The organism is Pseudomonas mohnii (genome assembly GCF_900105115.1).
Lineage (GTDB): Bacteria > Pseudomonadota > Gammaproteobacteria > Pseudomonadales > Pseudomonadaceae > Aquipseudomonas > Aquipseudomonas mohnii.
In genome coordinates, this window is record NZ_FNRV01000001.1 from 3,486,010 (window position 1) to 3,511,990 (window position 25,981).

The following is a 25,981-nucleotide window of genomic DNA, read 5'->3' on the forward strand; positions in this document are numbered from 1 at the left end:
ACTGAAGGGTATGACGGCGTTTTCCACAGAGAGTTCGTGGTGCGAAAAGGCCATCTTGCCGAAGTCAGCGGCTAACGGGTTGGCCAATGCCTTGATTTTGGGCGGACAACCTTACTGTTGGGGCCGTTCGAAATCCGTGGCGAGAGCGCTTCCTCGCCACAGAGATCCTCTATCGGATCAATGGCTACCGGAATGACCGAAACCGCCAGTGCCGCGCTGGGTCTCGACGAACTCTTCGACCATCTCGAAATGTGCCTGCACCACCGGTACCAGCACCAGTTGCGCCAGCCGCTCGCCCACCGCCATGGTGAAGTCGGTCTGGCCACGGTTCCAGCAAGAAACCATCAGCGGGCCCTGGTAATCAGAGTCGATCAGACCCACCAGGTTGCCCAGCACGATACCGTGCTTATGGCCCAGGCCGGAGCGCGGCAGGATCAGCGCGGCGAGGTTCGGATCGCCGATGTACACCGACAGGCCGGTAGGGATCAGCACGGTTTCACCCGGTTTGATCACGATGTCCTGCTCCAGCATGGCGCGCAGGTCGAGGCCGGCGGAGCCCGGTGTGGCGTATTGCGGCAACGGAAATTCGGTACCGATGCGGGGGTCGAGGATCTTGGCTTGCAAAGCGTGCATGTAAATTAAACCTGGTTCAGACGTTCGGCGATAAAAGTGATCAGCTGACGAGCAATCTTGCTCTTGCTGGTCTGGGCGAAAAGTGTGGCGTGAAGCTCGCGGTCGATCACACTGCAGGCGTTTTCTTCGCTGTTGAAGCCAATGCTCGGGTTGGCGACGTCGTTGGCGACGATCAAATCGAGGTTCTTGTCTTTCAGCTTGCGGGCAGCGTAATCGAGCAGGTGTTCGGTTTCAGCGGCGAAACCGACACTGAACGGACGGTCGGGGCGTGTCGCGATGCTGGCCAGGATGTCCGGGTTGCGCACCATTTGCAGCAACAAGCCGTCGCCGTTCGTAGGATCTTTCTTAAGTTTTTGTGGCGCGACTACTTCCGGGCGGTAGTCCGCAACTGCGGCAGAGGCGATGAACAGGTCGCAGGGGATCGCAGCTTCGCAGGCGGCAAGCATGTCACGGGCACTGACCACGTCGATGCGTGTGACACGGTCCGGGGTCGGCAAATGCACGGGGCCGGTGATCAGCGTCACCCGAGCGCCGGCTTCAACAGCTGCTTCAGCGAGGGCGAAACCCATTTTCCCGGAGCTGTGGTTGGTGATGTAGCGCACCGGGTCGATGTTTTCCTGGGTCGGGCCAGCGGTGATCAGCACGTGTTTGCCGGTCAGCGCCTGGCGCTGGAAGCAGTCGGCGGCGCACTGGGCCAGATCGGTGGCTTCGAGCATGCGGCCCAGGCCGACGTCGCCGCAGGCCTGGCTGCCAGAGGCTGGGCCAAAGACTTTCAGGTCGCGACTTTCGAGGGTTTGCAGGTTGGCCTGGGTCGCCGGATCGCGCCACATGGCCTGGTTCATCGCCGGGGCGACGGCGACGACCGCGTCGGTGGCCAGCACCAGCGTGGTCAGCAAGTCATCGGCAATGCCTTGGGCAAGACGAGCGATCAGGTCGGCGGTGGCCGGCGCGATCAACACCAGATCGGCCCATTTCGCCAGTTCGATGTGACCCATGGCGGCTTCGGCTGCCGGGTCCAGCAGATCCAGGTGAACCGGGTGCCCGGACAGGGCCTGCATGGTCAGCGGGGTGATGAACTCGGCGCCGCCACGGGTCATGACTACGCGCACTTCGGCGCCCTGGTCCATCAGGCGGCGAACCAGATCGGCGCTTTTATAGGCAGCGATACCGCCGCCGACGCCCAGAACGATGCGTTTCCGATACAGCCGCTGCATAGGTCTGCCTTTCAATTCGTTGGTGGCTGCTTGGCGATACCCCCTCCCCAGGGATGAATTCGCCAGCAAAAAAGATGGGCTACGATATCACAGCGACCGCTACGGAACAGCGGCGCCCACAGACAGGGAGGTGCTATGAGTATTCGCAATTGGCCGGCGGCGGAGCGGCCGCGGGAGAGATTACTGACACTGGGAGCCGCGAGTCTTTCAGACGCCGAGTTACTGGCGATATTTTTACGAACCGGCGTATCCGGCAAAAGCGCGGTGGATCTGGCGCGGCATCTGCTGGGCCAGTTTGGCAGTCTGCGCGCACTGCTCGAGGCCGATCAGGTCATGTTCAGCATGCATTTGGGGCTGGGCCCGGCAAAATTCGCTCAATTGCAGGCAGCCCAGGAAATGAGCCGGCGGCATTTGGCTGAACGGGCGCGCCAGAAACCGGCACTGGAAAACCCTCACGTGGTCCGTGAATACCTGAAATCGATGCTGCGTCACGAACCGCATGAAGTGTTCGGTTGCCTGTTTCTGGACTCCAAACATCAGGTACTGAGCTTCGAAACGCTATTTCGCGGGTCCATCGACAATACGAGTGTGCATCCGCGGGAGGTGGTCAAGCGTGCGCTGGCTAACAATGCAGCAGCCTTGATCCTCTGCCACAACCACCCGTCAGGGAATTCCGACCCCAGTCAGGCTGATCGGGTGTTGACCAAGCGTTTGCAAAAGGCGCTGGAGTTGATCGATGTGCGGGTGCTGGATCATTTCATCATCGGCGACGGCGATCCGTTGTCCATGGCCGAGTATGGGTGGATGTGAGTAGTGCATTACGGTAGGAACGAACTTGCTCGCGATGAGCCCGTGAACGCCAGGGGGTGTCAGGTTTCCCGCTTTATCGTTGACGATCATCGCGAGCAAGCTTGCTCCTACAGTTTGACCTTCGAATAGTCCTGACGCCCAAACGGGCTGACTGAATAACCCTCGACATTTTTGCGCGTCAGGGCGAAAGCCGTCGGATGGGCCAGCGGTAGCCATAGCGCCTGTTGCTGGATCTGCGCTTGCGCTTGTTCATAAAGCTTGGTGCGAACGCCTTGCTCGCCGGTGGTTTTGCCGGCACTGATCAGCTTGTCCAGATCCGCATTGCAATAACGTGCGAAGTTGGTGCCGGATTTGACTGCCGCGCAGGAAAACTGCGGCGTGAGGAAGTTGTCCGGGTCACCATTGTCGCCAGCCCATCCCATGAACAGCAGGTCATGCTCACCGGCCTTGGCGCGGCGGATCAGTTCGCCCCATTCGATCACGCGGATCTCGGCCTGAATGCCGATTTCCGCGAGGTCAGATTGCAGCAGCTGCGCGCCGAGGCTCGGGTTGGGGTTCAACAGGCTGCCGGAAGGGCGGGTCCAGATGGTGGTCTGGAAGCCGTCCTTGAGCCCGGCCTTGGCCATCAATGCCTTGGCTTTCTCGATGTCATGGGGGTAGCCCGGCAGGTTTTTCGCGTAGCTCCAGGTATTGGGTGGGTACGGACCGTTGGCCGCTTCGGCGGTGTCCTCGAACACGGCTTTGATGTAGTTGGCCTTATCGAAGGCGAGGTTGATCGCCTGTCGCACTTCGGGCTTGTCCAGCGGTGGATGTTGGCTGTTGATGCCGACGAATGCGGTCATGAAGGCGTCAGTCTTTTCCACTTTCAGGGTCGGCTCTTTCAGCGCGGCCTGTACGTCCAGAGGTTTGGGCGACAGGGCGATCTGGCACTCGTTGCGGCGCAACTTCTGCAAGCGCACGTTCGCGTCCGGGGTGATGGCGAAGATCAGCGGGTCCACGGACGGTTTGCCGCCGAAGTAGTCCGGGTTGGCTTTGTAGCGAACCGAGGTATCCTTCTGGAAACGCGTGAAAACAAACGGGCCGGTGCCGATTGGCTGGCTGTTGAGCTTGTCCGTGGTGCCGGCCTTCAACAATTTGTCCGCGTATTCAGCCGAGTAGATCGAGGCGAAACCCATGCTCAGGGTCGCGAGGAAGGTCGAGTCCGGGTGGTCGAGGGTGAAGCGCACGGTCAGTGGGTCAAGGGCGTCGATTTTCTTGATCAGCGCTGGCAATTGCATCGATTGCGCATGGGGAAAACCGGTCTGGGCAACCTGGTGCCACGGGTTGGCGGGGTCAAGCATGCGGTCGAAGCTGAATTTGACGTCTTCGGCGGTCAACTCGCGGGTCGGGCTGAAATACTCGGTGCGATGGAATTTCACCTGCGGTCGCAGTTTGAAGACGTAGATCAGGCCATCGGGGCTGACTTCCCAGCTGTCCGCCAGGCTGGCGATCACTTTGCCGCTGGCGGTGTCGAAGTCCACCAGCCGATTCATCAGTACGTCGGCCGAGGCGTTGGTGGTGGTCAGCGAATTGTACTGCACCACGTCAAAGCCTTCCGGGCTGGCCTCGGTGCAGACGCTCAGGGCGGCGGCGAAGGCCTGTGGGCTCAGCAAGAACGGGGCGAGCAACAACGGTAGGGCAGCGAGGCGCATGGTCGGGTTCCTTTACAGATCGAAGGCCCATCTGCAAGTGCAGTCTGGAAAAGGCTTACCCTAGTGGGCTCGATTGCAAATGACTATCCCCTTTTTGATTTTGAGGAGACTATAGGCGACTGATTTTGCTGTGTGCCGGTTGGAAAAACGCTGGGAGGGCGTGTCGAGCGATTCTCTGCGACGAGCGGTCGAAGTCGACGATAGCCTTTATCCAAAGCGCCTGACGCTCGAAAAACAGGGTTTTTATCAACTCAATGTACAGCGAATGTTGTTGCTCTCTAGTCTTTCTGGTATAAAGCAGCGCTCTTTTCTAGGGGCCCGGTTCCTTCGTTTGTAGGTGTAGCCGGTAAGACCCTTAAAGAAACGCGGCGCCTGGCGCCAAATGACTGAGAGATTAAGCGGCCAACCCATGCCGGGTTGGGCATGTGGTTTTAGAGGGCTGAGGCATGTCTAGAGTCTGTCAAGTTACCGGTAAGGGTCCGGTGACTGGGAATAACATTTCCCACGCAAACAACAAAACCCGTCGTCGTTTCCTGCCGAACCTGCAGCATCACCGCTTCTGGGTTGAAGAAGAGAAACGTTTCGTGCGTCTGCGCGTATCTGCCAAAGGCATGCGTATCATCGACAAGCGTGGCATCACTGCCGTGCTGGCCGAAATCCGCAAAGCCGGCAAGATCTAAGGGAGCTAATCATGCGTGAATTGATTCGTTTGATTTCGAGCGCCGGTACTGGTCACTTCTACACTACCGACAAGAACAAGCGTACTACTCCGGACAAAATCGAGATCAAGAAATTTGATCCGGTTGTTCGCAAGCACGTGATCTACAAAGAAGGCAAAATCAAGTAATTGATTTTTCCCTCTTACGAAAAAGGCCCGTATCGCGAGATACGGGCCTTTTTTGTTGCTTGAGCTTTGTGATGTTTGCCAGGGCCTCATCGGCGTAGATTCGCCCGGAGCCAGCCCGCTTCCAGAGGTTTCGCAAACGACGCAGATCTCTATGGGAGCGTGGCTTGCCCGCGATGAGGGTGGTCCAGGCAATGAAAGTCTTCAGGCCTTCTGTTCAAACGCCACATAAATCTTGCGGCAAGGCTCCAGCACTTCCCAGGTGCCCCGGAAACCGGCCGGGATGACGAAGCGATCACCTGCGCGCACGGTTTTGCTGTTGCCATCGTTATCGCGCAGGACGGAAACGCCCTGAACGATTTCGCAATATTCATGCTCGGTGAAGTTCACCAGCCACTGGCCGACTGCGCCTTCCCACACGCCGGCATTCAATTGGCCGCAAGGGCTGTTGTAGTGGTTGTAGACCACTTGCTCAGGATCGCCCTTGAGCACCTTTGCCGGGTCTGGTCGATAGCGCTCGGGCTCGGTGGTGGCCTGGCCGAAGTCGACGATGTTCTGGATGCTCATTGTTGTATTCCTCCGTTATTGTTGGTATCGCCAAAGTCTATGTTTATTAAAATGAACATCGCAAGGTCGTTTACCGGCCTTGTGTCAAATATATTGAAACTTCCCCTGCCGCTGGTTTAGGGTGGCAGTTGCCTTGGGCCGAAAGCAGGCTGACCGGGCAGAATTCCTGACAGCGCCCGCGAAGAACGCGGGTGTCGTATTCAATAAGAGGAGGACACTCGTATGACCACCCTGACTCGTGCCGACTGGGAACAACGGGCTCGCGATCTGAAGATCGAAGGCCGCGCCTACATCAATGGCGAATACACCGATGCCGTCTCCGGCGAGACCTTCGAGTGCATCAGCCCGGTCGATGGCCGTCTGTTGGGCAAAATCGCCAGCTGCGATGCCGCCGACGCCCAGCGCGCTGTTGAAAACGCCCGTGCCACCTTCAATTCCGGTGTCTGGTCGCGCCTGGCGCCGACCAAACGCAAAGCCACCATGATTCGTTTTGCCGGCCTGCTCAAACAGCACGCCGAAGAGCTGGCCCTGCTTGAAACCCTGGACATGGGCAAGCCGATCAGCGATTCCCTGTACATCGACGTTCCCGGCGCAGCGCAAGCCCTGAGCTGGAGCGGCGAAGCCATCGACAAGATCTACGACGAAGTCGCAGCTACCCCGCACGATCAACTGGGTCTGGTGACGCGCGAACCGGTCGGCGTTGTCAGCGCCATCGTGCCGTGGAACTTCCCATTGATGATGGCGTGCTGGAAGCTCGGCCCAGCGCTGTCCACCGGTAACTCGGTGATCCTCAAGCCATCGGAAAAATCGCCGCTGACCGCCATCCGCATCGCTGCTCTGGCAGTCGAAGCCGGGATTCCGAAAGGCGTGCTGAACGTCCTGCCGGGTTACGGTCATACCGTTGGCAAGGCCCTGGCCCTGCATAACGACGTCGACACCCTGGTGTTCACCGGTTCGACCAAGATCGCCAAGCAACTGCTGATCTACTCCGGCGAATCGAACATGAAGCGCGTCTGGCTCGAAGCCGGCGGCAAGAGCCCGAACATCGTGTTCGCCGACGCACCGAACCTGCAGGAGGCCGCTGAAGCTGCTGCGGGTGCTATCGCCTTCAACCAGGGCGAAGTCTGCACCGCCGGTTCGCGCCTGCTGGTGGAGCGTTCGATCAAGGACAAATTCCTGCCACTGGTGATCGAAGCCCTGAAAACCTGGAAGCCGGGCAACCCGCTGGATCCGGCGACCAACGTCGGCGCGCTGGTGGATACCCAGCAGATGAACACCGTGCTGTCCTACATCGAGTCCGGTCACACCGACGGCGCCAAACTGGTAGCCGGTGGTAAACGCATCCTCCAGGAAACCGGTGGCACCTACGTTGAACCGACGATTTTCGACGGCGTGAGCAACGCGATGAAAATTGCCCAGGAAGAAATCTTCGGGCCAGTGTTGTCGGTCATCACCTTCGACAGCGCCGAAGAAGCCGTCGCGATCGCCAACGACACTCCGTACGGTCTGGCCGCTGCAGTGTGGACTTCCGATATCTCCAAGGCGCACCTGACCGCCCGTGCACTGCGTGCCGGTAGCGTGTGGGTCAACCAGTACGATGGCGGCGACATGACTGCACCGTTCGGTGGCTTCAAGCAGTCCGGCAACGGTCGCGACAAGTCGCTGCACGCGTTCGACAAGTACACCGAGCTGAAGGCGACCTGGATCAAGTTGTAAGTCAGTAGGGGAGCCTGATCCAGGTCAGGCTTCCCAAACGACACAGATCCCTTGTGGGAGCGAGCCTGCTCGCGATAGCGGTGTGACAGTCGACGAACAAGTTGAATGTTGCTCCGTTAATCGCGAGCAAGCTCGCTCCCACAATGTTTTGTGCGGACCATAAAAATATCCACAGGAGCGTGGAACATGCGTTGGGCGACGTATTTCGCCGTGTTGGCGTCTGTCTTGAGTGTCGGCCTGGCCCTGGGTGTCAGCATGCCGCTGGTGTCGTTTCGCCTGGAAAGCTGGGGTTACGGCTCGTTCGCCATCGGTGTGATGGCGGCGATGCCGGCCATTGGCGTATTGGTCGGGGCGAAAATTTCCAGTCGTCTGGCGGCGCGCCTTGGTACGGCCAATTTGATGCGTCTATGCCTGTGGGCCGGAGCGGTTTCCATCGGCTTGCTGGCGCTGTTGCCGAGCTACCCGATCTGGCTGGCACTGCGGCTGATGATCGGGGTGATCCTGACGCTTGTATTCATCATCGGTGAAAGCTGGATCAACCAACTGGTGGTCGAGCAATGGCGCGGGCGGTTGGTCGCGCTGTATGGCAGCAGTTATGCGCTGAGTCAGCTGGCCGGACCGGTGTTGCTGGGCTTTCTTGGCACTGAGCACGATTATGGTTTTTGGGTGGGTGTCAGCTTGCTGATGGCGGCACCGTTTCTATTGCTCGGTCGCAGCGGTGCGCCGAGCAGTGAGGCCGGTAGCGTGACCTTGAGAGATTTGCTTGAGTTCTGCAGGGGGCTGCCGGCGATTGCCTGGGCGGTGTCGCTGTTCGCTGCGTTCGAAGCGATGATCCTGACGCTGCTGCCGGTCTACTGCTTGCGCCAGGGGTTCACCACGGAAATCGCCCTGGCGATGGTCAGTACGGTGGTGGTGGGTGATGCCGTGCTGCAATTACCGATTGGCGCGTTGGCCGATCGCTTGTCGCGGCGCACCTTGTTTACCGGGTGCGCGGTGGTGCTGCTGGGGTCGAGTCTGGCCATTCCGTTGCTGATCGACACGCTGCTGATCTGGCCGTTGTGGGTGTTGTTTGGGGCCAGCGCGGGTGGGTTGTTCACCTTGTCGCTGATTCTGATCGGCGAACGTTATCGCGACGATGCGCTGGTCAGGGCCAATGCGCACATTGCGCAATTATGGGGCATCGGTTGCCTGATCGGGCCTTTGCTGGCCGGTGCCGGCAGCCAGTGGATCAGCGGGCACGCCTTGCCGTTGCTGATGGCGGCGGGGGCGTTGGGTGTGCTGATCGTGGTGTCGCGGCAAGGGGCATTTGGCTCGGTTGCCGAACCGGCCTGACACCTGTGGGAACGTGCTCCCGCAGGGTCATAACATCCGTTCCAGGCCAACCGTATTACTGAACCAGGCATTGAAGTGCCGCCACCAACTGCCTGGCTCGCTGGTCAGGGTGTGCAGTTTGCCGTTGTCTTCGGTGACCCAGACGATCTGGCTTTTTTCCAGTTCCACTTTGTAGCTCAGGGGCGGTGCCATGCCTTGCAGCGCCAGTTCACGCGCGTGTGCCGCAAGCTCCGGGCTGTCCACCAGTACTCCGACTTCGGTGTTCCACAGCACCGAGCGCGGATCGAAATTGAACGAGCCGATGAAGGCTTTCTGCTGGTCGAAGATGATCGCCTTGCTGTGCAGGCTGGAATCGGAGCCGCGATAGGATCGGCTGTAGAACAGGTTAGGGCCGCTGCCGCCGCCTTCGCCAGGCTGGCGGCGTAACTCGAACAGTTGCACGCCATGTTCCAGCAGCGCCTTGCGATACGGTGCATAACCGCCATGCACCGCCGGTACGTCCGTGGCCTCCAGGGAGTTGGTCAGCAGCCGCACTGAGACCCCGGCGTCGGCGCGCCCGGTCAGGTACACCAGCCCCGGCTGGCCCGGCACGAAATAGGCCGAGACCATGATCAACTCCTTGCTGACGCCATTGAGTTCGGGCGCCAGTTGCGTGGTCAAGAGCAACTGAGGGTCTGGCTCGCCATCGGCCAGCACCTTGCTCGGCGCATCCCACAGCGCCTGGTTCCAGGCCCAGATCAACTCTTTGCGCCAAATGTCCAGGCGCGGTTTGGTAGCGTACGTCATCAGGTGTTTGTAGAGCGCGTGGTTCTCTTTGCGTGTTTCCTCCAGGGATTCTTCGAGCCGGGTCCGGGTATTTTCCAGGTCCTTGGCGGTCGGTTTGCTGTATAGAAACCCATCGATCGGTTTGCTCAGGGCGCTGTTCCAGTACTGGTCGAAACTGTGTCCCAGCTGCTCGGCAACCGGGCCTGCGCCAAGCATGTCGATGTCGGTAAAGTTCAGGTTGGGCTCGGCATCGAAATACTCGTCCCCCAAATTGCGTCCACCGACGATGGCCATGCTGTTGTCGGCCAGCCACAGTTTGTTGTGCATGCGCCGGTGTTGCCGCGACAGGTTGAACAAGCGGCCCATGGTCCGCGTCACGCCGGTGCTGCGGCCCAGATTCAGCGGGTTGAACACGCGAATCTGGATCTGCGGATGCGCCGCCATCGTGGCGATGATGAAGTCCAGGCCGTCGCTGGTAGTGTCGTCGATCAGGATGCGCACGCGCACGCCACGGTCAGCGGCCTTGAGCAGTTCATTCGCCAGCATTCGTGTACTGATGCCGTCGTGAATGATGTAGTACTGCAAATCGAGGCTGCGTTGCGCATTGCGGATCAGCTCGGCGCGCGCAGTGAAGGCCTCGGTACTGTCCGAGAGCAGGCGAAAACCGGACTGCCCTTGATGGGGCGCTGCCTGGGCCTGGACCGAGCGACCGAATGCCGAATCATTGGCTGGCAGCGCCTGGCTCGGTTCGCGCTGCACGTCGAGACTGGCGCAGCCGCCGAGGAACGAGGCCAGTAACACAAGAGCAAGCAGAGGCTTTGTGACTCTCACGTGGGATCGTTCCGGTTGGCGGCAGGTATTGGCATATGGACGTTGGTATCCGCAGAAAGGTCAGTCGTTGAGCTCGCGGGTTTCGGCCAGCAATTGAATGGCCGCAGCGCCGACCTTGCGCACCGCGTCTTCGACCTGTGCTGTCGGTTTGGCAGCGTAGTTCATCCGCAGGCAATTGCGGTACTTGCCCGAGGCGGAAAAGATGCTGCCGACGGCAATCTGTACGCCCTGGTCGTGCAAGGCCCGATTCAGTTTCAGGGTGTCGAATCCTTCCGGCAATTCAACCCACAGCATGAAGCTGCCTTGTGGGCGACTGGCGCGCGTGCCCGCCGGGAAGTAGCGGGTGACCCAGTCGATCATGGCGTCGCGATTGCGCTGGTATTGCGTACGCATCCGCCGCAAATGGGGTTCGAAATGTCCACCTTTGAGGAATTCGGCAATGGCAATCTGTGGTTGTGGCGCGGTAGAGCCGGTGCTGATGTATTTCATGTGCAGCACCCGCTCCAGATAACGACCGGGCGCCACCCAGCCGATGCGCAGGCCGGGGGCCAGCGTTTTGGAAAATGAGCTGCACAGTAAGACGCGGCCGTCCTCGTCGAAGGATTTGATCGTGCGAGGGCGCGGGTAGGTGTAGGAAAGTTCGCCATACACATCGTCCTCGATGATCGCCACGTCGAAACGCTGTGCGAGCGTCAAAAGCGCGCGTTTGCGCGACTCCGGCATGATGTAGCCCAGCGGGTTGTTGCAGTTGGGGGTCAACTGTATGGCCTTGATCGGCCATTGTTCCAATGCCAGCTCCAGCGCTTCCAGGCTGATGCCGGTGAGCGGGTCGGTGGGGATTTCCAGGGCTTTCATGCCCAGGCCCTTGAGGGTTTGCATGGCGCCGTGAAAGCTCGGTGAGTCGACCGCCACGATGTCGCCCGGCTCGCAGATCGCCCGAATGCTGGTGGACAGCGCTTCATGGCATCCGGTGGTCACCACCAGGTCGCCGGGGCCCAGTTGGCAGCCGGAATCGAGCATCAGGCGTGCAATCTGTTCGCGCAGGCCGAGATTGCCATGGATGTTGTCGTAATACAGGCCGGGCATGTCCTGCCGGCGGCTCAACTGCGCCAGGCCGCGCAATAGCGGTTTGAGGGTGGGCGTGGTGATGTCCGGCATGCCGCGACCCAGTTGCACCACATCCTTGCGCGGTACCGCGCGGATCAGCTCCAGCACCTGATCCCATTGCGAAATGTCCACAGGGCGTTGGGCCGGACGACCGATCGCCGGCAGTTCCGGCAGCTCGCGACTGACCGGCACGAAATACCCGGATTTGGGTTTTGGCGTGGCCAGCCCGCTGTCTTCCAGCATGCGATAGGCCTGCTGCACCGTGCTCAGGCTGACCCCGTGTTCAACGCTAAGCGCCCGTACCGACGGCAGGCGGTCACCCGGGCGATAGAAGCCCTGTTCGATACGCGTGCCGAGTAATTCGGCGAGGTTCACATAAAGGGTCATGGCACTGCCTCGGTGCAGGGGATTCGGTCAACCAGTACAGATGTGGCAAAAATCGACAATTCAGTGCTTCGAACAGCAAATCTGTATGGGGATAATACATGGCTGTTGAATCTGTAATGGTTTTGCTTGCCCGCGCATCATGGAATCTCTGGCTACCCAAGTAAACAGGAGCGATGAAAATGAACGGCTTGAGCGATGTGCGGCTGACGTTACACAGTCAGGAACTGGTGGCAGGGCAGGACAACGGTGCGCAGAGGTCCGTCATGCGCAACGCACCGTCCGGCCTGAGTCGCTGGGATCTGTTCTGGCACCGTCTGCACACGCGCAAGGCGTTGCTGAGGCTGACGCCCGAGCAGCTCAAGGATATCGGGCTGACCCGTGAACAGGCGCGGGAGGAGGGGCTCAAGCCTTTCTGGCGGATCTGAGTGGCGGACCAATCGCGAGCAAGCTCGCTCACAGGGAAGAGATGGACCTGTGGGGCGAGCTTGCTCGCGATGTAGCAGGTAAGAGCGAAACCAATCCTTCAAACCCACTCTTTCAGCCGATGCCACAACATCCCCAGCGCCAACAATGGCGAGCGCAGATGCTTGCCGCCGGGGAAGGTGATGTGTGGCACCTTGGCGAACAGATCGAACCCACCGCTGTGCTGACCACTGATGGCCTCGGCCAGTAACCTGCCCGCCAGGTGCGTGGCATTCACACCATGGCCGGAATAGGCCTGAGCGTAATACACGTTCGGCTGGTCGTTGAGTCGACCGATCTGAGGCAAGCGGTTGGCGCCGATGCCGATCATGCCTCCCCATTGATAATCGATCTTCACGCCGGCCAACTGCGGGAACACGTCCAGCATTTTTGGCCGCATATAGGCGGCGATGTCTTTCGGGTCGCGACCTGAGTAATGGCAGGCGCCGCCGAACAGCAAGCGTCGATCCGCCGAGAGCCGGTAATAATCCAGTGCCACCCGCTGATCACAGACCGCCATGTTTTGCGGCAGCAAGGCGTGTGCCTGTTCCTCGCTCAATGGTTCGGTGGCGATGATGTAACTGCCGGCGGGTAACACCTTGCCGCTGAGTTGCGGATTGAGTTGATTGAGGTAAGCATTGCAGCCCAGTACTAGGGTCTTGGCGCGGACCGAGCCTTGGGCGGTATGAACCTTGATCTCGGGGCCGTAATCGATTCGGGTAACGGCGGACTGTTCGAATAGTTTGACGCCCAATCGTTGTGCGGCAGCCGCTTCGCCCAGTGCCAGGTTCAGCGGGTGCAGGTGCCCGGAACCCATGTCGACAAGACCGCCGACGTAGCGCTCGGAGCCCACCACCGTGTGCATCTCATGGGGTTGCAGCAGGCGGGTTTCGTAGCGATAACCGAGGCTGCGCAGTTCTTCGGCGTCTTCGGCGAAGCCTTCGAGGTCGCGGGGCTTGTTGGCCAGGTCGCAGTAGCCCCAGGTCAAGTCGCAGGGGATCTGAAATCGCTCGATGCGCTGTCGGACGATTTCCACCGCTTCCAGGCCCATGAGTTTCATCTGACGCACACCGTCCGCACCGATCACGTTGGCGAACTGATCGAGGCCGTGCCCGACACCGCGAATCAACTGCCCGCCATTGCGTCCGCTGGCGCCCCAACCGATCTTGTGCGCTTCGAGCAACACCACGCCGAGGCCGCGTTCGGCCAGTTCAAGTGCCGTGTTCAATCCCGAGAACCCGCCGCCGACCACGCACACGTCAGCCAGCACTTCGCCCTTGAGCGCCGGAAGCTGCGGCTGCGGCAAGCTGCTGGCGGCGTAGTAGGAGGCCGTATGCGGGTGGTTCGAGACAGGTTGCCGAGCACGAGCAGTCATCTGCGTGATCCTGATTCTTGTGTTTATAAAATTTGACGGAGCATAAGCCGGACCTTCGCAGACGGGCAACATTGGTCGGTTGCTGCTGTCTGGAAAAGGGCTTTTGCGTCAGAATCACGCTCTATTCCGATATCGGTCACCGCTTCGATGAGCTGCAACAGTCAGAAAATCCGCACGCTTCGCCAGCAGATTCCCTCGTTCGAGTGCGTCCCCGGCTGCCATGACTGCTGTGGTCCGGTGACGACCTCGCCGGAAGAAATGTCGCGCCTGCCGCGCAAGACCCGGGCCGAGCAGGACGCGGCGATGGAGGCACTCAACTGTGTGCACCTGGGACCGAACGGTTGCACGGTGTATGAAGAGCGGCCGCTGATCTGCCGGTTGTTCGGCACGACCAAGAGCTTGCCGTGCCCTAATGGCCGGGGACCGGTGGAGCTGATTCATCCGCGGGTGGAGAAGCAGGTGTTCGAGTACATGGCTTCGAATCGGCAGGTCCTCGTCTGAGGGAAGACCGAGTCGCCTGTAATCGCTAGCGGGCTAGCTCCCACACTGGATCTGTGTCATGCACAGAACGTGTGTCCGCTGAAGATCAATTGTGGGAGCTAGCCTGCTAGCGATGGGGCCAGATCGGACAACGCAGCGCTTCAATCCGCAATCGGCAAATTCAAGCTCTCTTTCACCTCTTCCATCACGATGTAACTCTTGGATTCGCGCACATGGGGCAGCTTGAGCAGGATGTCGCCCAGCAGCTTGCGGTACGAGGCCATTTCGGAGATCCGTGCCTTCACCAGATAGTCGAAATCCCCTGACACCAAATGGCACTCCAGCACGTGTGGCAGCTTCAGCACCGCGCGTCGGAACTCTTCGAAAGTGTCGCCGGATTTGTAGTCGAGACTGATTTCCACGAACACCAGAAGGCTGCCCTTGAGGTGCTGCGGATTGAGCCGCGCGTAGTAACCCATGATGATCCCTTCGCGTTCCAGGCGCCGCACCCGCTCTGTGCAGGGCGTGGTCGAGAGTCCGACCTTCTCCCCCAGCTCGGTGAAGGAGATACGCCCGTCCGCTTGCAGGATCCGCAGGATGTTGCGGTCGATCTTGTCCAGCTCTCGTTTGGTTTGAGTGTTGGTACGCATAGGGGATGCGCCTCCGTGAAAAGGGTTTTTGCCGAGAATTGTCGCCAAATATAAGCGCTTATATAGTGAAAATCACTGGCTATTCTTTTTTACACTGCGCCTATCTAAAGCTCTGAACAACAAACGTCAGCGGTTAGCCGCGATGAGGGATATGAAAATGCGCGTCATGGTCTTGGGTAGCGGCGTCATCGGTACCACCAGTGCTTACTATCTGGCGCGTGCCGGGTTTGAAGTGGTGGTCGTCGACCGGCAGCCGGCTGCCGCGATGGAGACCAGTTTCGCCAACGCCGGCCAGGTTTCGCCGGGTTATGCCTCGCCGTGGGCCGCACCGGGCGTGCCGCTCAAAGCCATCAAGTGGCTGTTGCAGCGTCACGCGCCGCTGGCGATCAAGGCCACTGGCGACATCGACCAATACCTGTGGATGGCGCAGATGCTGCGCAACTGCACCGCCAGCCGTTACGCGGTGAACAAGGAGCGCATGGTCCGTCTGTCCGAGTACAGCCGTGACTGCCTCGACGAATTGCGCGCCGAAACCGGCATTGCCTACGAAGGCCGCAGCCTCGGCACGACTCAACTGTTCCGTACCCAGGCCCAGCTCGACGGCGCCGCGAAAGACATCGCTGTGTTGAAAGAATCCGGCGTGCCGTTCGAACTGCTCGATCGCGAAGGCATTGCCCGCGTCGAACCGGCCCTGGCCAGCGTCACCGATATCCTCGCCGGTGCCCTGCGCCTGCCGAACGACCAGACTGGCGACTGCCAGATGTTCACCACCAAGCTGGCCGAGATGGCCGCGAACCTCGGTGTGCAATTCCGTTTCGGTCAGGACATTCAGCGCCTCGACTTCGCCGGCGATCGCATCAACGGTGTATGGATCGACGGCAAACTGGAAACCGCGGACCGCTACGTCCTGGCACTCGGCAGCTACTCGCCGCAACTGCTCAAGCCATTGGGCATCAAGGCCCCGGTGTATCCGCTCAAGGGTTACTCCCTGACCGTGCCGATCACCAACCCGGCAATGGCCCCGACCTCGACCATTCTCGACGAGACCTACAAGGTCGCAATCACCCGTTTCGACAACCGCATCCGCGTCGGCGGCATGGCTGAAATCGCCGGTTTTGACCTGTCGCTGAACCCGCGTCGGCGCGAAACCCTGGAGATGATCGTCAACGACCTTTATCCTCAGGGCGGTAATCTGGCCGAGGCCAGCTTCTGGACCGGCCTGCGTCCGACCACTCCGGACGGCACGCCGATCGTTGGCGCCACACCGTTCAAGAATCTGTTCCTGAACACCGGTCACGGCACCTTGGGCTGGACCATGGCTTGTGGTTCCGGCCGCTTGCTGGCTGATCTGATGGCCAAGAAGAAACCGCAGATCAGCGCCGAAGGCCTCGATATTTCCCGTTATGGCAACAAAACCCAGGAGTCCGCAAAGCATGTCAATCCAGCGCCAGCTCACCAATGAGCGCATGAGTCAGATCGTCACCCACAACGGCACGGTTTATCTGGCCGGGCAGGTTGGCGACGACATGAACGCCGGGATTGAACAGCAGACTCGTGAAGCCCTCGCCAACATCGAGCGTTTGCTCGATCTGGCCGGGACCGACAAAAACCGTCTGCTGTCGGTGACGATTTACCTGAAAGACATTGATGCACACTTCGAAGGCATGAACTCGGTCTGGGACCAGTGGTTGCCCAAAGGCGCCACACCGGCCCGTGCTACCGTCGAAGCGAAACTGTGCGAACCGGAAATCCTGGTGGAGCTGTCGGTTGTAGCCGCTCTGCCATAAGCAAGTCTGAAAGATCCCTCTCCCGGCGCTGCTGGCGGCTAATGTCATCAGCCAGCGCCGGTTTTTCTTCCAAACGACCGACCAGAAGTCTGCCGCCATGCGTCCTGCCCGTGCCCTGATCGACCTTCAAGCCCTGCGTCATAACTACCAAATCGCCCGTGAAGTTTCGGGTGCCAAGGCCCTCGCGGTCATCAAGGCCGACGCTTATGGCCATGGCGCGGTGCGTTGCGCCCAGGCGCTGGAAGCCGAGGCCGACGGTTTTGCCGTGGCCTGCATCGAAGAAGCCCTGGAACTGCGTGCCGCGGGCATTCGTGCGCCGGTGCTGTTGCTGGAAGGTTTTTTCGAAGCCGATGAACTGTCGCTGATCGTCGAGCATGACTTCTGGTGCGTGGTGCATTCGCTGTGGCAGCTCGAAGCGATCGAGAAGGCCGCACTGAGCAAACCGATTGTGGTCTGGCTCAAACTCGATTCGGGCATGCACCGGGTGGGCCTGCATCCGAAGGATTACCAGGCGGCCTATCAACGTCTGCTGGCCAGTGGCAAGGTCGCGAAGATCGTGCTGATGAGCCACTTCGCCCGTGCAGATGAGTTGCACAGTCAAGCGAGCGCCGAGCAGGTCGCGGTGTTTGAAGCGGCGCGTCAGGGGTTGTCGGCCGAGGTCAGCCTGCGCAACTCGCCGGCGGTGCTCGGTTGGCCGCAGGTCCCGAGCGATTGGGTGCGCCCGGGCATCATGCTCTACGGCGCCACGCCATTCGAAGAAGCCAATGCCCTGGCTGCACGCCTGCAACCGGTGATGACCCTCGAATCGAAAGTGATCTGCGTGCGTGAACTGCCGGCCGGCGAGCCGATTGGTTATGGCGCCAAATTCATCACCCAGAAACCGATGCGCGTTGGCGTGGTGGCCATGGGTTACGCCGATGGCTACCCGCGCCAGGCGCCGACCGGCACGCCAGTGTTGGTTGCCGGGCAACGTAGCCAGTTGATCGGTCGCGTGTCGATGGACATGCTGTGCATCGACCTGACCGATGTGCCGCAAGCGGGCCTGGGTTCTACCGTGGAGCTGTGGGGCAAGAACATTCTGGCCAGCGACGTGGCCATTGCGGCCGGGACAATTCCTTACCAGATCTTCTGCAACCTGCGCCGGGTGCCACTGCTCTATTCCGGGGCCTGAGGCCAGACAGGCCGGACCGGAAGTTGTCTCGCCGAACAGGATTCAGGTCAAAGTGTTGTAAATACTGAACGCTGTCGCCATGATAACGCTCATTATTCCAACAACCTGAATTCCTGGAGGCTCCAGCATTGGACGTCGGTGAGCGACTGCAATCAATCCGTAAGCTCAAAGGTCTTTCCCAGCGTGAGCTCGCCAAGCGCGCGGGCGTCACCAACAGCACCATTTCGATGATCGAGAAGAACAGCGTCAGCCCCTCGATCAGCTCGCTGCGCAAAGTGTTGGGCGGGATTCCCATGTCCATGGTCGAGTTCTTCTCGGAAGAAATCCTGCAGGAAAAACCGGCTCAGATCGTCTACAAAGCCAACGAGCTGATCGATATTTCCGATGGTGCAGTGACCATGAAACTGGTTGGCCGGGCACACCCGAGTCGGGCGATCACGTTCCTCACTGAAATCTACCCGCCAGGCGCCGATACCGGTGAAGAGATGCTCACCCATGAGGGCGAGGAAACCGGCATTTTGGTCGAGGGACGGCTGGAACTGGTGGTGGGACTCGAAACATTTGTGCTCGAGGCGGGCGATAGCTACTACTTTGAAAGTACCAAGCCGCATCGTTTCCGTAATCCGTTCGATGCGCCGGCGCGACTAATCAGCGCAGCTACACCGGCGAACTTTTAAGGAAAGAGGCGCCCTGCCAGCATGGCCGAGGCCCCCGGGCGGTTTTACCGTTACGTAACAAGACCCCTTCGACTTTGGGGTTGTTTCAGTGTCGCGGGCTTACCGCTATACTTGCGCCCGCCTGCGAACCGTGGCCGTAGGCGTGACTAGCCACCATTGAGGGTGAACGCGTGAATCTAATTATGAAAATGCTGGCTGCACCAGCAACCGTATTGGCCCTCTGGGCTGTCAGCGCTCAAGCTGCGACCAACGACGATATTGCCAAGCGCCTTGAGCCAGTCGGCCAAGTGTGTGTTCAGGGTAAAGAGTGCAAAGGCATGGAAGTCGCCGCCTCTGCCGGCGGCGGTGGCGGTGCCAAGACGCCTGACGAAGTGATTGCAAAACATTGCAACGCTTGCCACGGCTCCGGCCTGCTGGGCGCACCGAAAATCGGTGATGCCGCTGCCTGGAAAGATCGTGCCGATCACCAGGGCGGCCTGGACGGCATCCTGGCCAAAGCCATTACCGGTATCAACTCGATGCCGCCTAAAGGCACTTGCGCCGATTGCTCCGACGCCGAGCTCAAAGGCGCGATCCAGAAGATGTCCGGCCTGAAGTAAGGCGCTGCATCTTTCGCAAAAAACCGTCTCCGGACGGTTTTTTTGTCCCCGCGGATCGCCGCTCGCTCCTACAGGGTTTTGTGTTGCTTGCAGGCTGTTCATTGCAACCAAGACCCGGCAAGCTCAGTCCAACCCCGCATCATGGAATGTCAGGAGGTTTGGATGGTTCAGCTGTGTTCTATCGAGCAAGCGGTTGACGATGTGTTGGCACGGTTGCCGGCGCATATCCACATGGGCCTGCCTTTGGGCCTGGGCAAGCCCAATCACTTCGTCAACGCGTTGTATCAACGTATCGCGCAATTGCCGCAGCGACGGCTGACGATCTACACCGCGCTGTGCCTGGGGCGCCCCGCGCTGGGTGACGGGTTGCAAAAGCGTTTCCTCGAACCCTTCACCGAACGGGTTTTCGGCGATTACCCGGAACTGGATTTCCTTGCTGACCTGCGTCGCGACAGCTTGCCGCGCAACATCCATATCCAGCAGTTTTTCATGCAGCCCGGCAGTCTGCTGCACAGTGAATCGGCCCAGCAGGATTACATCAGCAGCAACTACAGCCATGCCGCGCGGGATATCAACGCCGCCGGGTTGAACCTGGTTGCGCAGTTGGTGGCCAGTCATGCCGAGCATCCAGACCGCTTGAGCCTGAGCTGCAACCCGGATATCACCCTCGACCTGTTGCCAATGATCGCCAGGCGCCGGGCCGCCGGGGAGACGATCCTGATGCTTGGCCAGGTGCACAACGATTTGCCCTACATGCCCGGTGATGCCGAGGTCGGCATCGATACGTTTGATCTGCTGATCGACGAAAAGGACAACACCACGCTGTTCTCCACGCCGAACATGCCGGTGGGGTTCCAGGATCACTTCATCGGATTGCACGCCAGCACGCTGGTGCGCGATGGCGGCACCTTGCAGATCGGTATCGGCGCCATGGGCGATGCGCTGACTGCCGCGTTGCTGGCACGGCAGGCCGATAACAGCGGCTACAAGACCTTGTTGGCGGATCTGAATCTGAGCCAGTGGGCTCAATTGATCGACCGCGAAGGCGGCACCGAGCCGTTCGCCAAAGGTCTTTACGGTTGCAGCGAAATGTTCGTCAACGGTCTGCTGGTGCTGGCGGATGCCGGGATCGTACGGCGCAAGGTCTACCCGGATGTGCCGACCCAGCAACAGGCGAATGCCGGCTCCCTGGACGAAGCGGCGCAGACTGACGGCATTTCGGTGCATGGCGGCTTCTTCCTCGGGCCGCGCAGTTTCTATGAGCGCTTGCGCGAACTGCCGCAAGGCAAGCGGCTCGAATTCAACATGACCCGTATCAGCTACATCAACGAACTCTATGGCCAGGAAGAGTTGAAGCGCTTGCAGCGCCTCGATGCACGGTTCATCAACACCGCATTCACCATGACCTTGCTCGGCGCGGGCGTGGCGGATCAGCTTGAGGACGGACGCGTGCTCAGCGGGGTGGGCGGGCAGTACAACTTCGTTGCCCAGGGCCATGCGTTGCAGGGCGCGCGCTCGGTGCTACTGCTGCGCAGCTGGCGCGAGTCGGGCGGCGACGTCAGTTCCAATATGGTTTGGGAGTATGGTCACTGCACGATACCGCGGCATTTGCGCGACATCGTGGTCACCGAGTACGGCATCGCCGATCTGCGGGGCAAGACCGATGCGGCAGTGATTGAGGCGTTGTTGAATATCAGCGACTCACGTTTCCAGCCGGGGCTGATCGAGCAGGCGCAGAAGGTCGGCAAATTGCCGAAGGATTTCCGTCTCGATCCGCGTTTCACCAACAACAGCCCGCAACGTCTGCAGGCGATTCAGGCGCGGCACCCGCACTTGTTTCCAGAGTATCCGTTGGGCTGCGATTTCACGGAAGTGGAGCGGGACTTGTTGCGGGCGCTGAATTGGCTCAAGAGCAAATTCAAGCTGAGCGAGATTCTGGAGTTGGGCAAGGCTGCGCTGGATGCGCCGGAGCCCGATGCGTTTCCTGAACACTTGGAACGCATGCAGCTGACCAACCCGGAAGGCCTGAAAGAAGACCTGTTCCAGCGCCTGCTGCTCACGGGCCTGAAGGCCACCGCGCAATAACGCCCACCGCAAAACCGACTGTGGGAGCCAGCCTGCTGGCGATTGCTATCTGTCAGTCATGAAGGTTTCGACTCACACGGCGCCATCGCCAGCAGGCTGGCTCCCCCAGGTATTGCAGTGTTCGGGCGTTACTCGATGAAGGTCACGACGCCGCCGGCCAGCGACTGCACGCGCGCCAGGGACTCGACGCGATAGCCCTGGGCATCCAGCTCCGCACGACCGCCCTGGAACGACTTCTCGATCACGATCCCCAAACCAGCCACGGTGGCGCCGGCCTGCTTGATGATCGAAATCAGTGCCTGGGACGCCTTACCGTTGGCCAGGAAGTCGTCGATGATCAGTACGCGGTCGCTGCTGGTCAGGTGGCGCGGGGAGATCGCGACGGTGCTCTCGGTCTGCTTGGTGAACGAGTAGACGGAAGCCGACAGCAGGTTTTCGGTCAGGGTCAGGGACTGGTGCTTGCGGGCGAAAATCACCGGTACGCCAAGGTTCAGGCCCGTCATGATCGCCGGGGCGATGCCCGAGGCTTCGATGGTGACGATCTTGGTGATGCCCGAGTCCTTGAACAGCGAGGCGAACTCGTCGCCGATCAGCTTCATCAGGGCAGGGTCGATCTGGTGGTTCAGAAAGGCATCGACCTTCAGGACCTGGTCGGAAAGCACGATGCCTTGTTCGCGAATTTTCTGGTGCAGTGCTTCCATGAAGCTGTCCTCTTTTGGCGTCTTTTGCGCCGAAGGTCTAGTAAAAGTGGTCAATTCTAGCGCTTTAACATCGCGCGTATATCCGCCAATGCGCTATTGCCGCGAACGGCTTTGACTTCGGTCGGGGTGTCGTCGTTGCCTTCCCAGGCCAAGTCGTCCGGCGGCAGTTCATCGAGGAAGCGACTCGGTGCGCAGTCGATGATCTCGCCGTATTGCTTGCGCTTGGCGGCAAAGGTGAAGGCCAGGGTCTGACGCGCGCGGGTGATCCCGACGTAGGCCAGTCGGCGTTCTTCTTCGATGGTGTCGGCTTCGATGCTGGAGCGGTGGGGGAGGATTTCCTCTTCCATGCCCATGATGAACACGTAAGGGAATTCCAGGCCCTTGGAGGCGTGCAGGGTCATCATCTGCACACCTTCGGCGCCGTCTTCCTCTTCCTGTTGACGCTCCAGCATGTCGCGCAGCACCAGTTTGCCGATGGCGTCTTCGACGGTCATTTCGCCGTCTTCGTCTTTTTCCAGGGTGTTCTTCAGCGCCTCGATGAGGAACCAGACGTTACCCATGCGGTAGTCGGCGGCCTTGTCGCTGGAGCTGTTGGTACGCAGCCAGTTCTCGTAGTCGATGTCCATGACCATGCTGCGCAGGGCCGAGATCGGGTCTTCGCCGGCGCATTGCTCGCGCACCTTGTCCATGAAGCGCTTGAAGCGCGACAGGCGATCGGTGAAGCGTGAATCCAGGTGCTCGCCCAGGCCGATTTCGTCGGTGGCGGCGTACATCGAGATTTTTCGCTCGGTGGCGTAGTTGCCCAGCTTCTCCAGGGTGGTCGAGCCGATTTCCCGGCGTGGGACGTTGATCACCCGCAGGAAGGCGTTGTCGTCGTCCGGGTTCACGATCAGGCGGAAGTAGGCCATCAGGTCTTTCACTTCCTGGCGTCCGAAAAAGCTGTTACCGCCGGACAGGCGATACGGCACCTGGTGGTGCTGCAACTTCAGCTCGATCAGCTTGGCCTGGTAGTTACCGCGATACAGGATGGCGAAATCGCTGTAAGGGCGATCGGTGCGCAAGTGCAGGCTGAGGATTTCCACGGCCACGCGCTCGGCTTCGGCGTCTTCGTTGCGGCAGCGGATCACGCGGATCTCGTCGCCGTGGCCCATTTCACTCCACAGCTGCTTTTCGAATTCGTGGGGGTTGTTCGAAATCAGCACGTTGGCGCAGCGCAGGATGCGGCTGGTGGAGCGATAGTTCTGCTCCAGCATCACCACTTTCAACGACGGGTAGTCGTCCTTGAGCAGCATCAGGTTTTCCGGGCGCGCGCCGCGCCAGGCATAGATCGACTGGTCGTCGTCGCCCACCACGGTGAACTGGTTACGCTTGCCGATGAGCATTTTCACCAGCAGGTACTGGCTGGCGTTGGTGTCCTGGTATTCGTCCACCAGCAGGTAGCGCACCTTGTTCTGCCACTTTTCCAGGATGTCGGCGTGTTCTTCGAACAGCTTCACCGGCAGCAGGATCAAGTCGTCGAAGTCCACCGCGTTGAACGCCTTGAGCGTGCGCTGGTAGTGGGTGTAGACGATGGCAGCCGTCTGTTCCTTGGGGTTGCGTGCGTTTTCCAGGGCCTGGGGCGGCAGGATCAGGTCGTTCTTCCAGGCGCCGATCATGTTCTTGATCTCGTCGACGCCGTCGTCGCCCGAGTATTCCTTCTGCATGATGTCGGTCATCAGGGCCTTGACGTCGGCCTCGTCGAAAATCGAGAAGCCCGGCTTATAGCCCAGCCGCGCGTGCTCCTTGCGGATGATGTTCAGGCCCAGGTTGTGGAAGGTACAGACCGTCAAGCCGCGGCCTTCACCGGCGCGCAGCAGCGTGCCGACCCGTTCCTTCATCTCGCGCGCCGCCTTGTTGGTAAAGGTCATGGCGACGATGTACTGGGCGCGGATGCCACAGTTCTGGATCAAATGTGCGATCTTGCGCGTGATCACGCTGGTCTTGCCGGAGCCAGCGCCGGCGAGCACCAAAAGAGGGCCGCCGACGTAGCTCACGGCTTCTTGCTGCCGGGGATTGAGTCGGGACATACGTAAATTCAGGAGTCAGTACGAAATGGGCCGGCATTTTAACAGGCTCAGCGATTTGTGCTGCTCTGTCCGACTTGTGACGTACAACGCGATCTCTATTTGCCGGTTTTGTTACTTTCACGCAGGATGCGCGACCAAATTGCGTCTACTGTTCGTAATTCCGGATACAAAGGCTTCGTTTTGATAACTGATGTCATTGGTCATTGGTCATTGGTCATTGGTTATCGGCACGGCATAATGCCCACCGCCTACATATTTGCAGAGTCTAGGGAGCTAGCTTGTCTACGCCTGTCGAACCCTTGCGTTTGCTGCTACTGGCCGAAGAGCCAGCGTGGGCAGCGTTGTTGCGCGAGTGTCTGGCTCCGATGGGGAGCTCGGCCGTGCTCATCAGCGCGCCGAGTTGGGAGTCGGTCAGCAGTCTGTTCGATGACAACCGCAGTGCGGTGTTGTTGACCGTCCCGGCTCTTCAGCCGGCGCCTGGCCGTTGCTGTCTGCCGACGGTGTTGCTGCTTGAACATGAACCGCTGACTCCACCCGACGGTGTGAGTGACTGGCTGGTACGCGAGCATCTCGACCCGAGCATGCTGCGCCGGTGCCTGCGGCATGTGCGTGAGCGTGGCGTGCTGGAAACCACCCTGCAACGACTCGCCGAGCAAGACCCGCTCACCGGCATTGCCAATCGCCAGGGCTTCCAGACCTTGCTGACGGCGCGATTGGCCGAAAACGAAGGGCGAGGCCTGGCGCTGGGTCACCTGGACCTCGATAACTTCCGTCATGCCAACGACGCCCTCGGCCATCAGGCCGGTGACCGGTTGATCCTGCAAGTGGTCGCGCGGCTCAAAAGCCAGCTTGAGGCCGGCGATCAACTGGCACGGCTGGGCAGCGATGAATTCGCGTTGCTGATCGACACCCGCCGCGCGCCTCAACGCGCGGAATGGATGGCCGAGCGCATCACCGAAGCGCTGGCCGAGCCGTATTGGGTCGACGGTGAGAGCCTGCTGATCGGTTCCAGCCTGGGCATTGCCCACGCCCGGGCCCAGGCCGGTGCCGATCCGTTGATGTGGCATGCGCACATCGCCATGCAACAGGCCAAGAGCACTCAGGGCTGTACCTTCCATATCTTCAACGAACGCATCAACCGCAATGCCCGCAGCATCGCCGACCTCGAAAGCGAACTGCGCCGGGCATTGCGCCGCGATGAGCTGGAACTGCATTACCAGCCACGCCTGAACCTTGAGGACGGGCAAATCGTCGGACTCGAGGCGTTGGTGCGCTGGCGCCACGGCGAGCGTGGCTTGCTGCCACCGAGCGAGTTCGTGCCGCTGGCCGAGCAAAGCGGTCTGATCGTGCCGCTGGGTTACTGGGTGATTTCCCGGGCCTTGCGCGACATGCAGGCATTGCTCGAGCTCGGGATACCGCCATTACACATGGCGATCAACCTGTCATTCCGACAGTTTCAAGACAGTCAGTTGCTCTCGACCCTGAGCCGGCTGATTGCCGAACGTGGCGTCGAGGCGCAATGGCTGGAGTTCGAATTGACCGAAACCGCGGTCATGCGCCGCAGCGATCTGGTGAAGCAGACCATGGATGCCCTCGGTCGCCTTGGGGTGCGTTTCTCCCTCGACGATTTCGGCACCGGGTTTTCCTCGTTCGTACACCTCAATAGCCTGCCGATCACCTTGCTGAAGATCGACAAGAGTTTTGTCGGCGGCATGGAGCAACGGGAAGAGAATCGCAAACTGGTCCACGCGATGATCAACCTGGCGCACAACCTCAACCTCGAAGTCGTCGCCGAAGGGGTGGAGACGTCGGAGCAACTGGACTTGTTGCGCGGGTTTGAGTGCGATCAGGTACAGGGTTATCTGATCAGCAAGCCCTTGGCCTTGGCGGATCTGGTGGAGTACCTGACGTTTGACTCCAGTCAGAAGGCGCCGCTGGAAATCGTCAGCTGACCGCGAATAATTGGCTGCCACGGAGCCCTGTAGGAGCGAGCTTGCTCGCGATGATCGACAACGATAACGCTGGTTCGCA

At 60.1% G+C, this 25,981-nt stretch carries 24 protein-coding genes; 14 read left to right on the forward strand and 10 right to left on the reverse strand.

Features of this window, described 5'->3' with window-relative positions:
• Positions 1-177: 177 nt before the first annotated feature.
• Positions 178-633 carry a dUTP diphosphatase gene (gene dut, locus BLV61_RS16095; protein WP_047535088.1) on the reverse strand — a complete coding sequence of 152 codons (456 nt, stop codon included), beginning with the start codon at positions 631-633 and terminating at the stop codon, positions 178-180.
• 5 nt (positions 634-638) lie between these two features.
• Positions 639-1,847, reverse strand: coding sequence for a bifunctional phosphopantothenoylcysteine decarboxylase/phosphopantothenate--cysteine ligase CoaBC (coaBC, locus tag BLV61_RS16100; protein WP_090326620.1), 1,209 nt, complete (start codon positions 1,845-1,847; stop codon positions 639-641).
• 135 nt (positions 1,848-1,982) lie between these two features.
• On the opposite strand from coaBC, the gene radC reads away from it, so the two are divergent.
• Positions 1,983-2,657 carry a RadC family protein gene (gene radC / locus BLV61_RS16105; RefSeq protein ID WP_047535082.1) on the forward strand — a complete coding sequence of 225 codons (675 nt, stop codon included), beginning with the start codon at positions 1,983-1,985 and terminating at the stop codon, positions 2,655-2,657.
• 107 nt (positions 2,658-2,764) lie between these two features.
• Here the strand turns inward: radC and BLV61_RS16110 are convergent, their stop codons facing one another.
• Complete coding sequence (locus BLV61_RS16110; protein WP_090466366.1) at positions 2,765-4,348, reverse strand: ABC transporter substrate-binding protein; 1,584 nt, start codon at positions 4,346-4,348, stop codon at positions 2,765-2,767.
• A 446-nt stretch (positions 4,349-4,794) separates the two neighbouring features.
• Here BLV61_RS16110 and rpmB point away from each other — a divergent pair, with 446 nt between their 5' ends.
• Both rpmB and rpmG read left to right on the forward strand, forming a co-directional pair.
• Positions 4,795-5,028, forward strand: coding sequence for a 50S ribosomal protein L28 (gene rpmB, locus BLV61_RS16115; protein ID WP_034147715.1), 234 nt, complete (start codon positions 4,795-4,797; stop codon positions 5,026-5,028).
• Between the two features lie 11 nt (positions 5,029-5,039).
• The gene (gene rpmG / locus BLV61_RS16120) at positions 5,040-5,195 is read left to right on the forward strand and encodes a 50S ribosomal protein L33 (protein ID WP_007894709.1); all 156 of its coding nucleotides are present in this window, start codon (positions 5,040-5,042) and stop codon (positions 5,193-5,195) included.
• Positions 5,196-5,396: 201 nt separating this feature from the next.
• On the opposite strand, the gene BLV61_RS16125 is transcribed toward rpmG, so the two are convergent.
• Positions 5,397-5,759, reverse strand: a complete 363-nt coding sequence (locus tag BLV61_RS16125; protein WP_047535073.1) for a cupin domain-containing protein — start codon at positions 5,757-5,759, stop codon at positions 5,397-5,399.
• Positions 5,760-5,981: 222 nt separating this feature from the next.
• Here BLV61_RS16125 and BLV61_RS16130 point away from each other — a divergent pair, with 222 nt between their 5' ends.
• Together BLV61_RS16130 and BLV61_RS16135 are read left to right on the forward strand one after the other, a co-directional pair.
• Entirely contained in the window at positions 5,982-7,475 is a 1,494-nt protein-coding gene (locus BLV61_RS16130) for an aldehyde dehydrogenase (RefSeq protein ID WP_090466368.1), read from the forward strand.
• 186 nt (positions 7,476-7,661) lie between these two features.
• Positions 7,662-8,807, forward strand: a complete 1,146-nt coding sequence (locus BLV61_RS16135; protein ID WP_090466370.1) for an MFS transporter — start codon at positions 7,662-7,664, stop codon at positions 8,805-8,807.
• 27 nt (positions 8,808-8,834) lie between these two features.
• On the opposite strand, the gene BLV61_RS16140 is transcribed toward BLV61_RS16135, so the two are convergent.
• Positions 8,835-10,403 carry a phospholipase D family protein gene (locus tag BLV61_RS16140; RefSeq protein WP_090466372.1) on the reverse strand — a complete coding sequence of 523 codons (1,569 nt, stop codon included), beginning with the start codon at positions 10,401-10,403 and terminating at the stop codon, positions 8,835-8,837.
• A 60-nt stretch (positions 10,404-10,463) separates the two neighbouring features.
• Positions 10,464-11,897: an aminotransferase-like domain-containing protein gene (locus BLV61_RS16145; RefSeq protein ID WP_090466374.1), complete on the reverse strand. Its 1,434-nt coding sequence runs from the start codon at positions 11,895-11,897 to the stop codon at positions 10,464-10,466.
• A gap of 179 nt (positions 11,898-12,076) precedes the next feature.
• Between BLV61_RS16145 and BLV61_RS16150 the strand changes: the two genes are divergently transcribed.
• Positions 12,077-12,322, forward strand: a complete 246-nt coding sequence (locus tag BLV61_RS16150; RefSeq protein ID WP_090466376.1) for a DUF1127 domain-containing protein — start codon at positions 12,077-12,079, stop codon at positions 12,320-12,322.
• A 98-nt stretch (positions 12,323-12,420) separates the two neighbouring features.
• Here BLV61_RS16150 and BLV61_RS16155 read toward each other — a convergent pair whose 3' ends face one another.
• Positions 12,421-13,734, reverse strand: a complete 1,314-nt coding sequence (locus BLV61_RS16155; RefSeq protein WP_090466378.1) for an NAD(P)/FAD-dependent oxidoreductase — start codon at positions 13,732-13,734, stop codon at positions 12,421-12,423.
• 147 nt (positions 13,735-13,881) lie between these two features.
• Here BLV61_RS16155 and BLV61_RS16160 point away from each other — a divergent pair, with 147 nt between their 5' ends.
• A complete protein-coding gene (locus tag BLV61_RS16160) occupies positions 13,882-14,235 on the forward strand; it encodes a YkgJ family cysteine cluster protein (protein WP_047535059.1) in 354 nt (117 codons plus the stop codon).
• Between the two features lie 140 nt (positions 14,236-14,375).
• Here the strand turns inward: BLV61_RS16160 and BLV61_RS16165 are convergent, their stop codons facing one another.
• Entirely contained in the window at positions 14,376-14,864 is a 489-nt protein-coding gene (locus tag BLV61_RS16165; RefSeq protein WP_047535058.1) for an Lrp/AsnC ligand binding domain-containing protein, read from the reverse strand.
• Between the two features lie 157 nt (positions 14,865-15,021).
• Here BLV61_RS16165 and dadA point away from each other — a divergent pair, with 157 nt between their 5' ends.
• The 6 genes from dadA to BLV61_RS16195 all read left to right on the forward strand — a co-directional run bounded on the left by dadA (position 15,022) and on the right by BLV61_RS16195 (position 21,183).
• The gene (gene dadA, locus BLV61_RS16170) at positions 15,022-16,326 is read left to right on the forward strand and encodes a D-amino acid dehydrogenase (protein WP_047539144.1); all 1,305 of its coding nucleotides are present in this window, start codon (positions 15,022-15,024) and stop codon (positions 16,324-16,326) included.
• The gene (locus tag BLV61_RS16175) at positions 16,298-16,651 is read left to right on the forward strand and encodes a RidA family protein (RefSeq protein ID WP_047535056.1); all 354 of its coding nucleotides are present in this window, start codon (positions 16,298-16,300) and stop codon (positions 16,649-16,651) included. Before dadA ends, BLV61_RS16175 begins: the two co-directional genes overlap by 29 nt.
• A gap of 97 nt (positions 16,652-16,748) precedes the next feature.
• Positions 16,749-17,822, forward strand: a complete 1,074-nt coding sequence (alr, locus tag BLV61_RS16180) for an alanine racemase (protein WP_047535055.1) — start codon at positions 16,749-16,751, stop codon at positions 17,820-17,822.
• Positions 17,823-17,950: 128 nt separating this feature from the next.
• Positions 17,951-18,499, forward strand: coding sequence for a cupin domain-containing protein (locus tag BLV61_RS16185; RefSeq protein WP_090326586.1), 549 nt, complete (start codon positions 17,951-17,953; stop codon positions 18,497-18,499).
• Between the two features lie 182 nt (positions 18,500-18,681).
• Entirely contained in the window at positions 18,682-19,098 is a 417-nt protein-coding gene (locus BLV61_RS16190) for a c-type cytochrome (RefSeq protein ID WP_047535053.1), read from the forward strand.
• A gap of 162 nt (positions 19,099-19,260) precedes the next feature.
• The gene (locus tag BLV61_RS16195) at positions 19,261-21,183 is read left to right on the forward strand and encodes an acetyl-CoA hydrolase/transferase C-terminal domain-containing protein (protein ID WP_090466382.1); all 1,923 of its coding nucleotides are present in this window, start codon (positions 19,261-19,263) and stop codon (positions 21,181-21,183) included.
• A 128-nt stretch (positions 21,184-21,311) separates the two neighbouring features.
• On the opposite strand, the gene BLV61_RS16200 is transcribed toward BLV61_RS16195, so the two are convergent.
• Entirely contained in the window at positions 21,312-21,884 is a 573-nt protein-coding gene (locus BLV61_RS16200; protein ID WP_090466384.1) for a xanthine phosphoribosyltransferase, read from the reverse strand.
• A 56-nt stretch (positions 21,885-21,940) separates the two neighbouring features.
• Positions 21,941-23,950, reverse strand: coding sequence for a DNA helicase Rep (rep, locus tag BLV61_RS16205; protein WP_047535049.1), 2,010 nt, complete (start codon positions 23,948-23,950; stop codon positions 21,941-21,943).
• Positions 23,951-24,228: 278 nt separating this feature from the next.
• Between rep and BLV61_RS16210 the strand changes: the two genes are divergently transcribed.
• A complete protein-coding gene (locus tag BLV61_RS16210) occupies positions 24,229-25,902 on the forward strand; it encodes a putative bifunctional diguanylate cyclase/phosphodiesterase (RefSeq protein WP_047535048.1) in 1,674 nt (557 codons plus the stop codon).
• Positions 25,903-25,981: the final 79 nt, after the last annotated feature.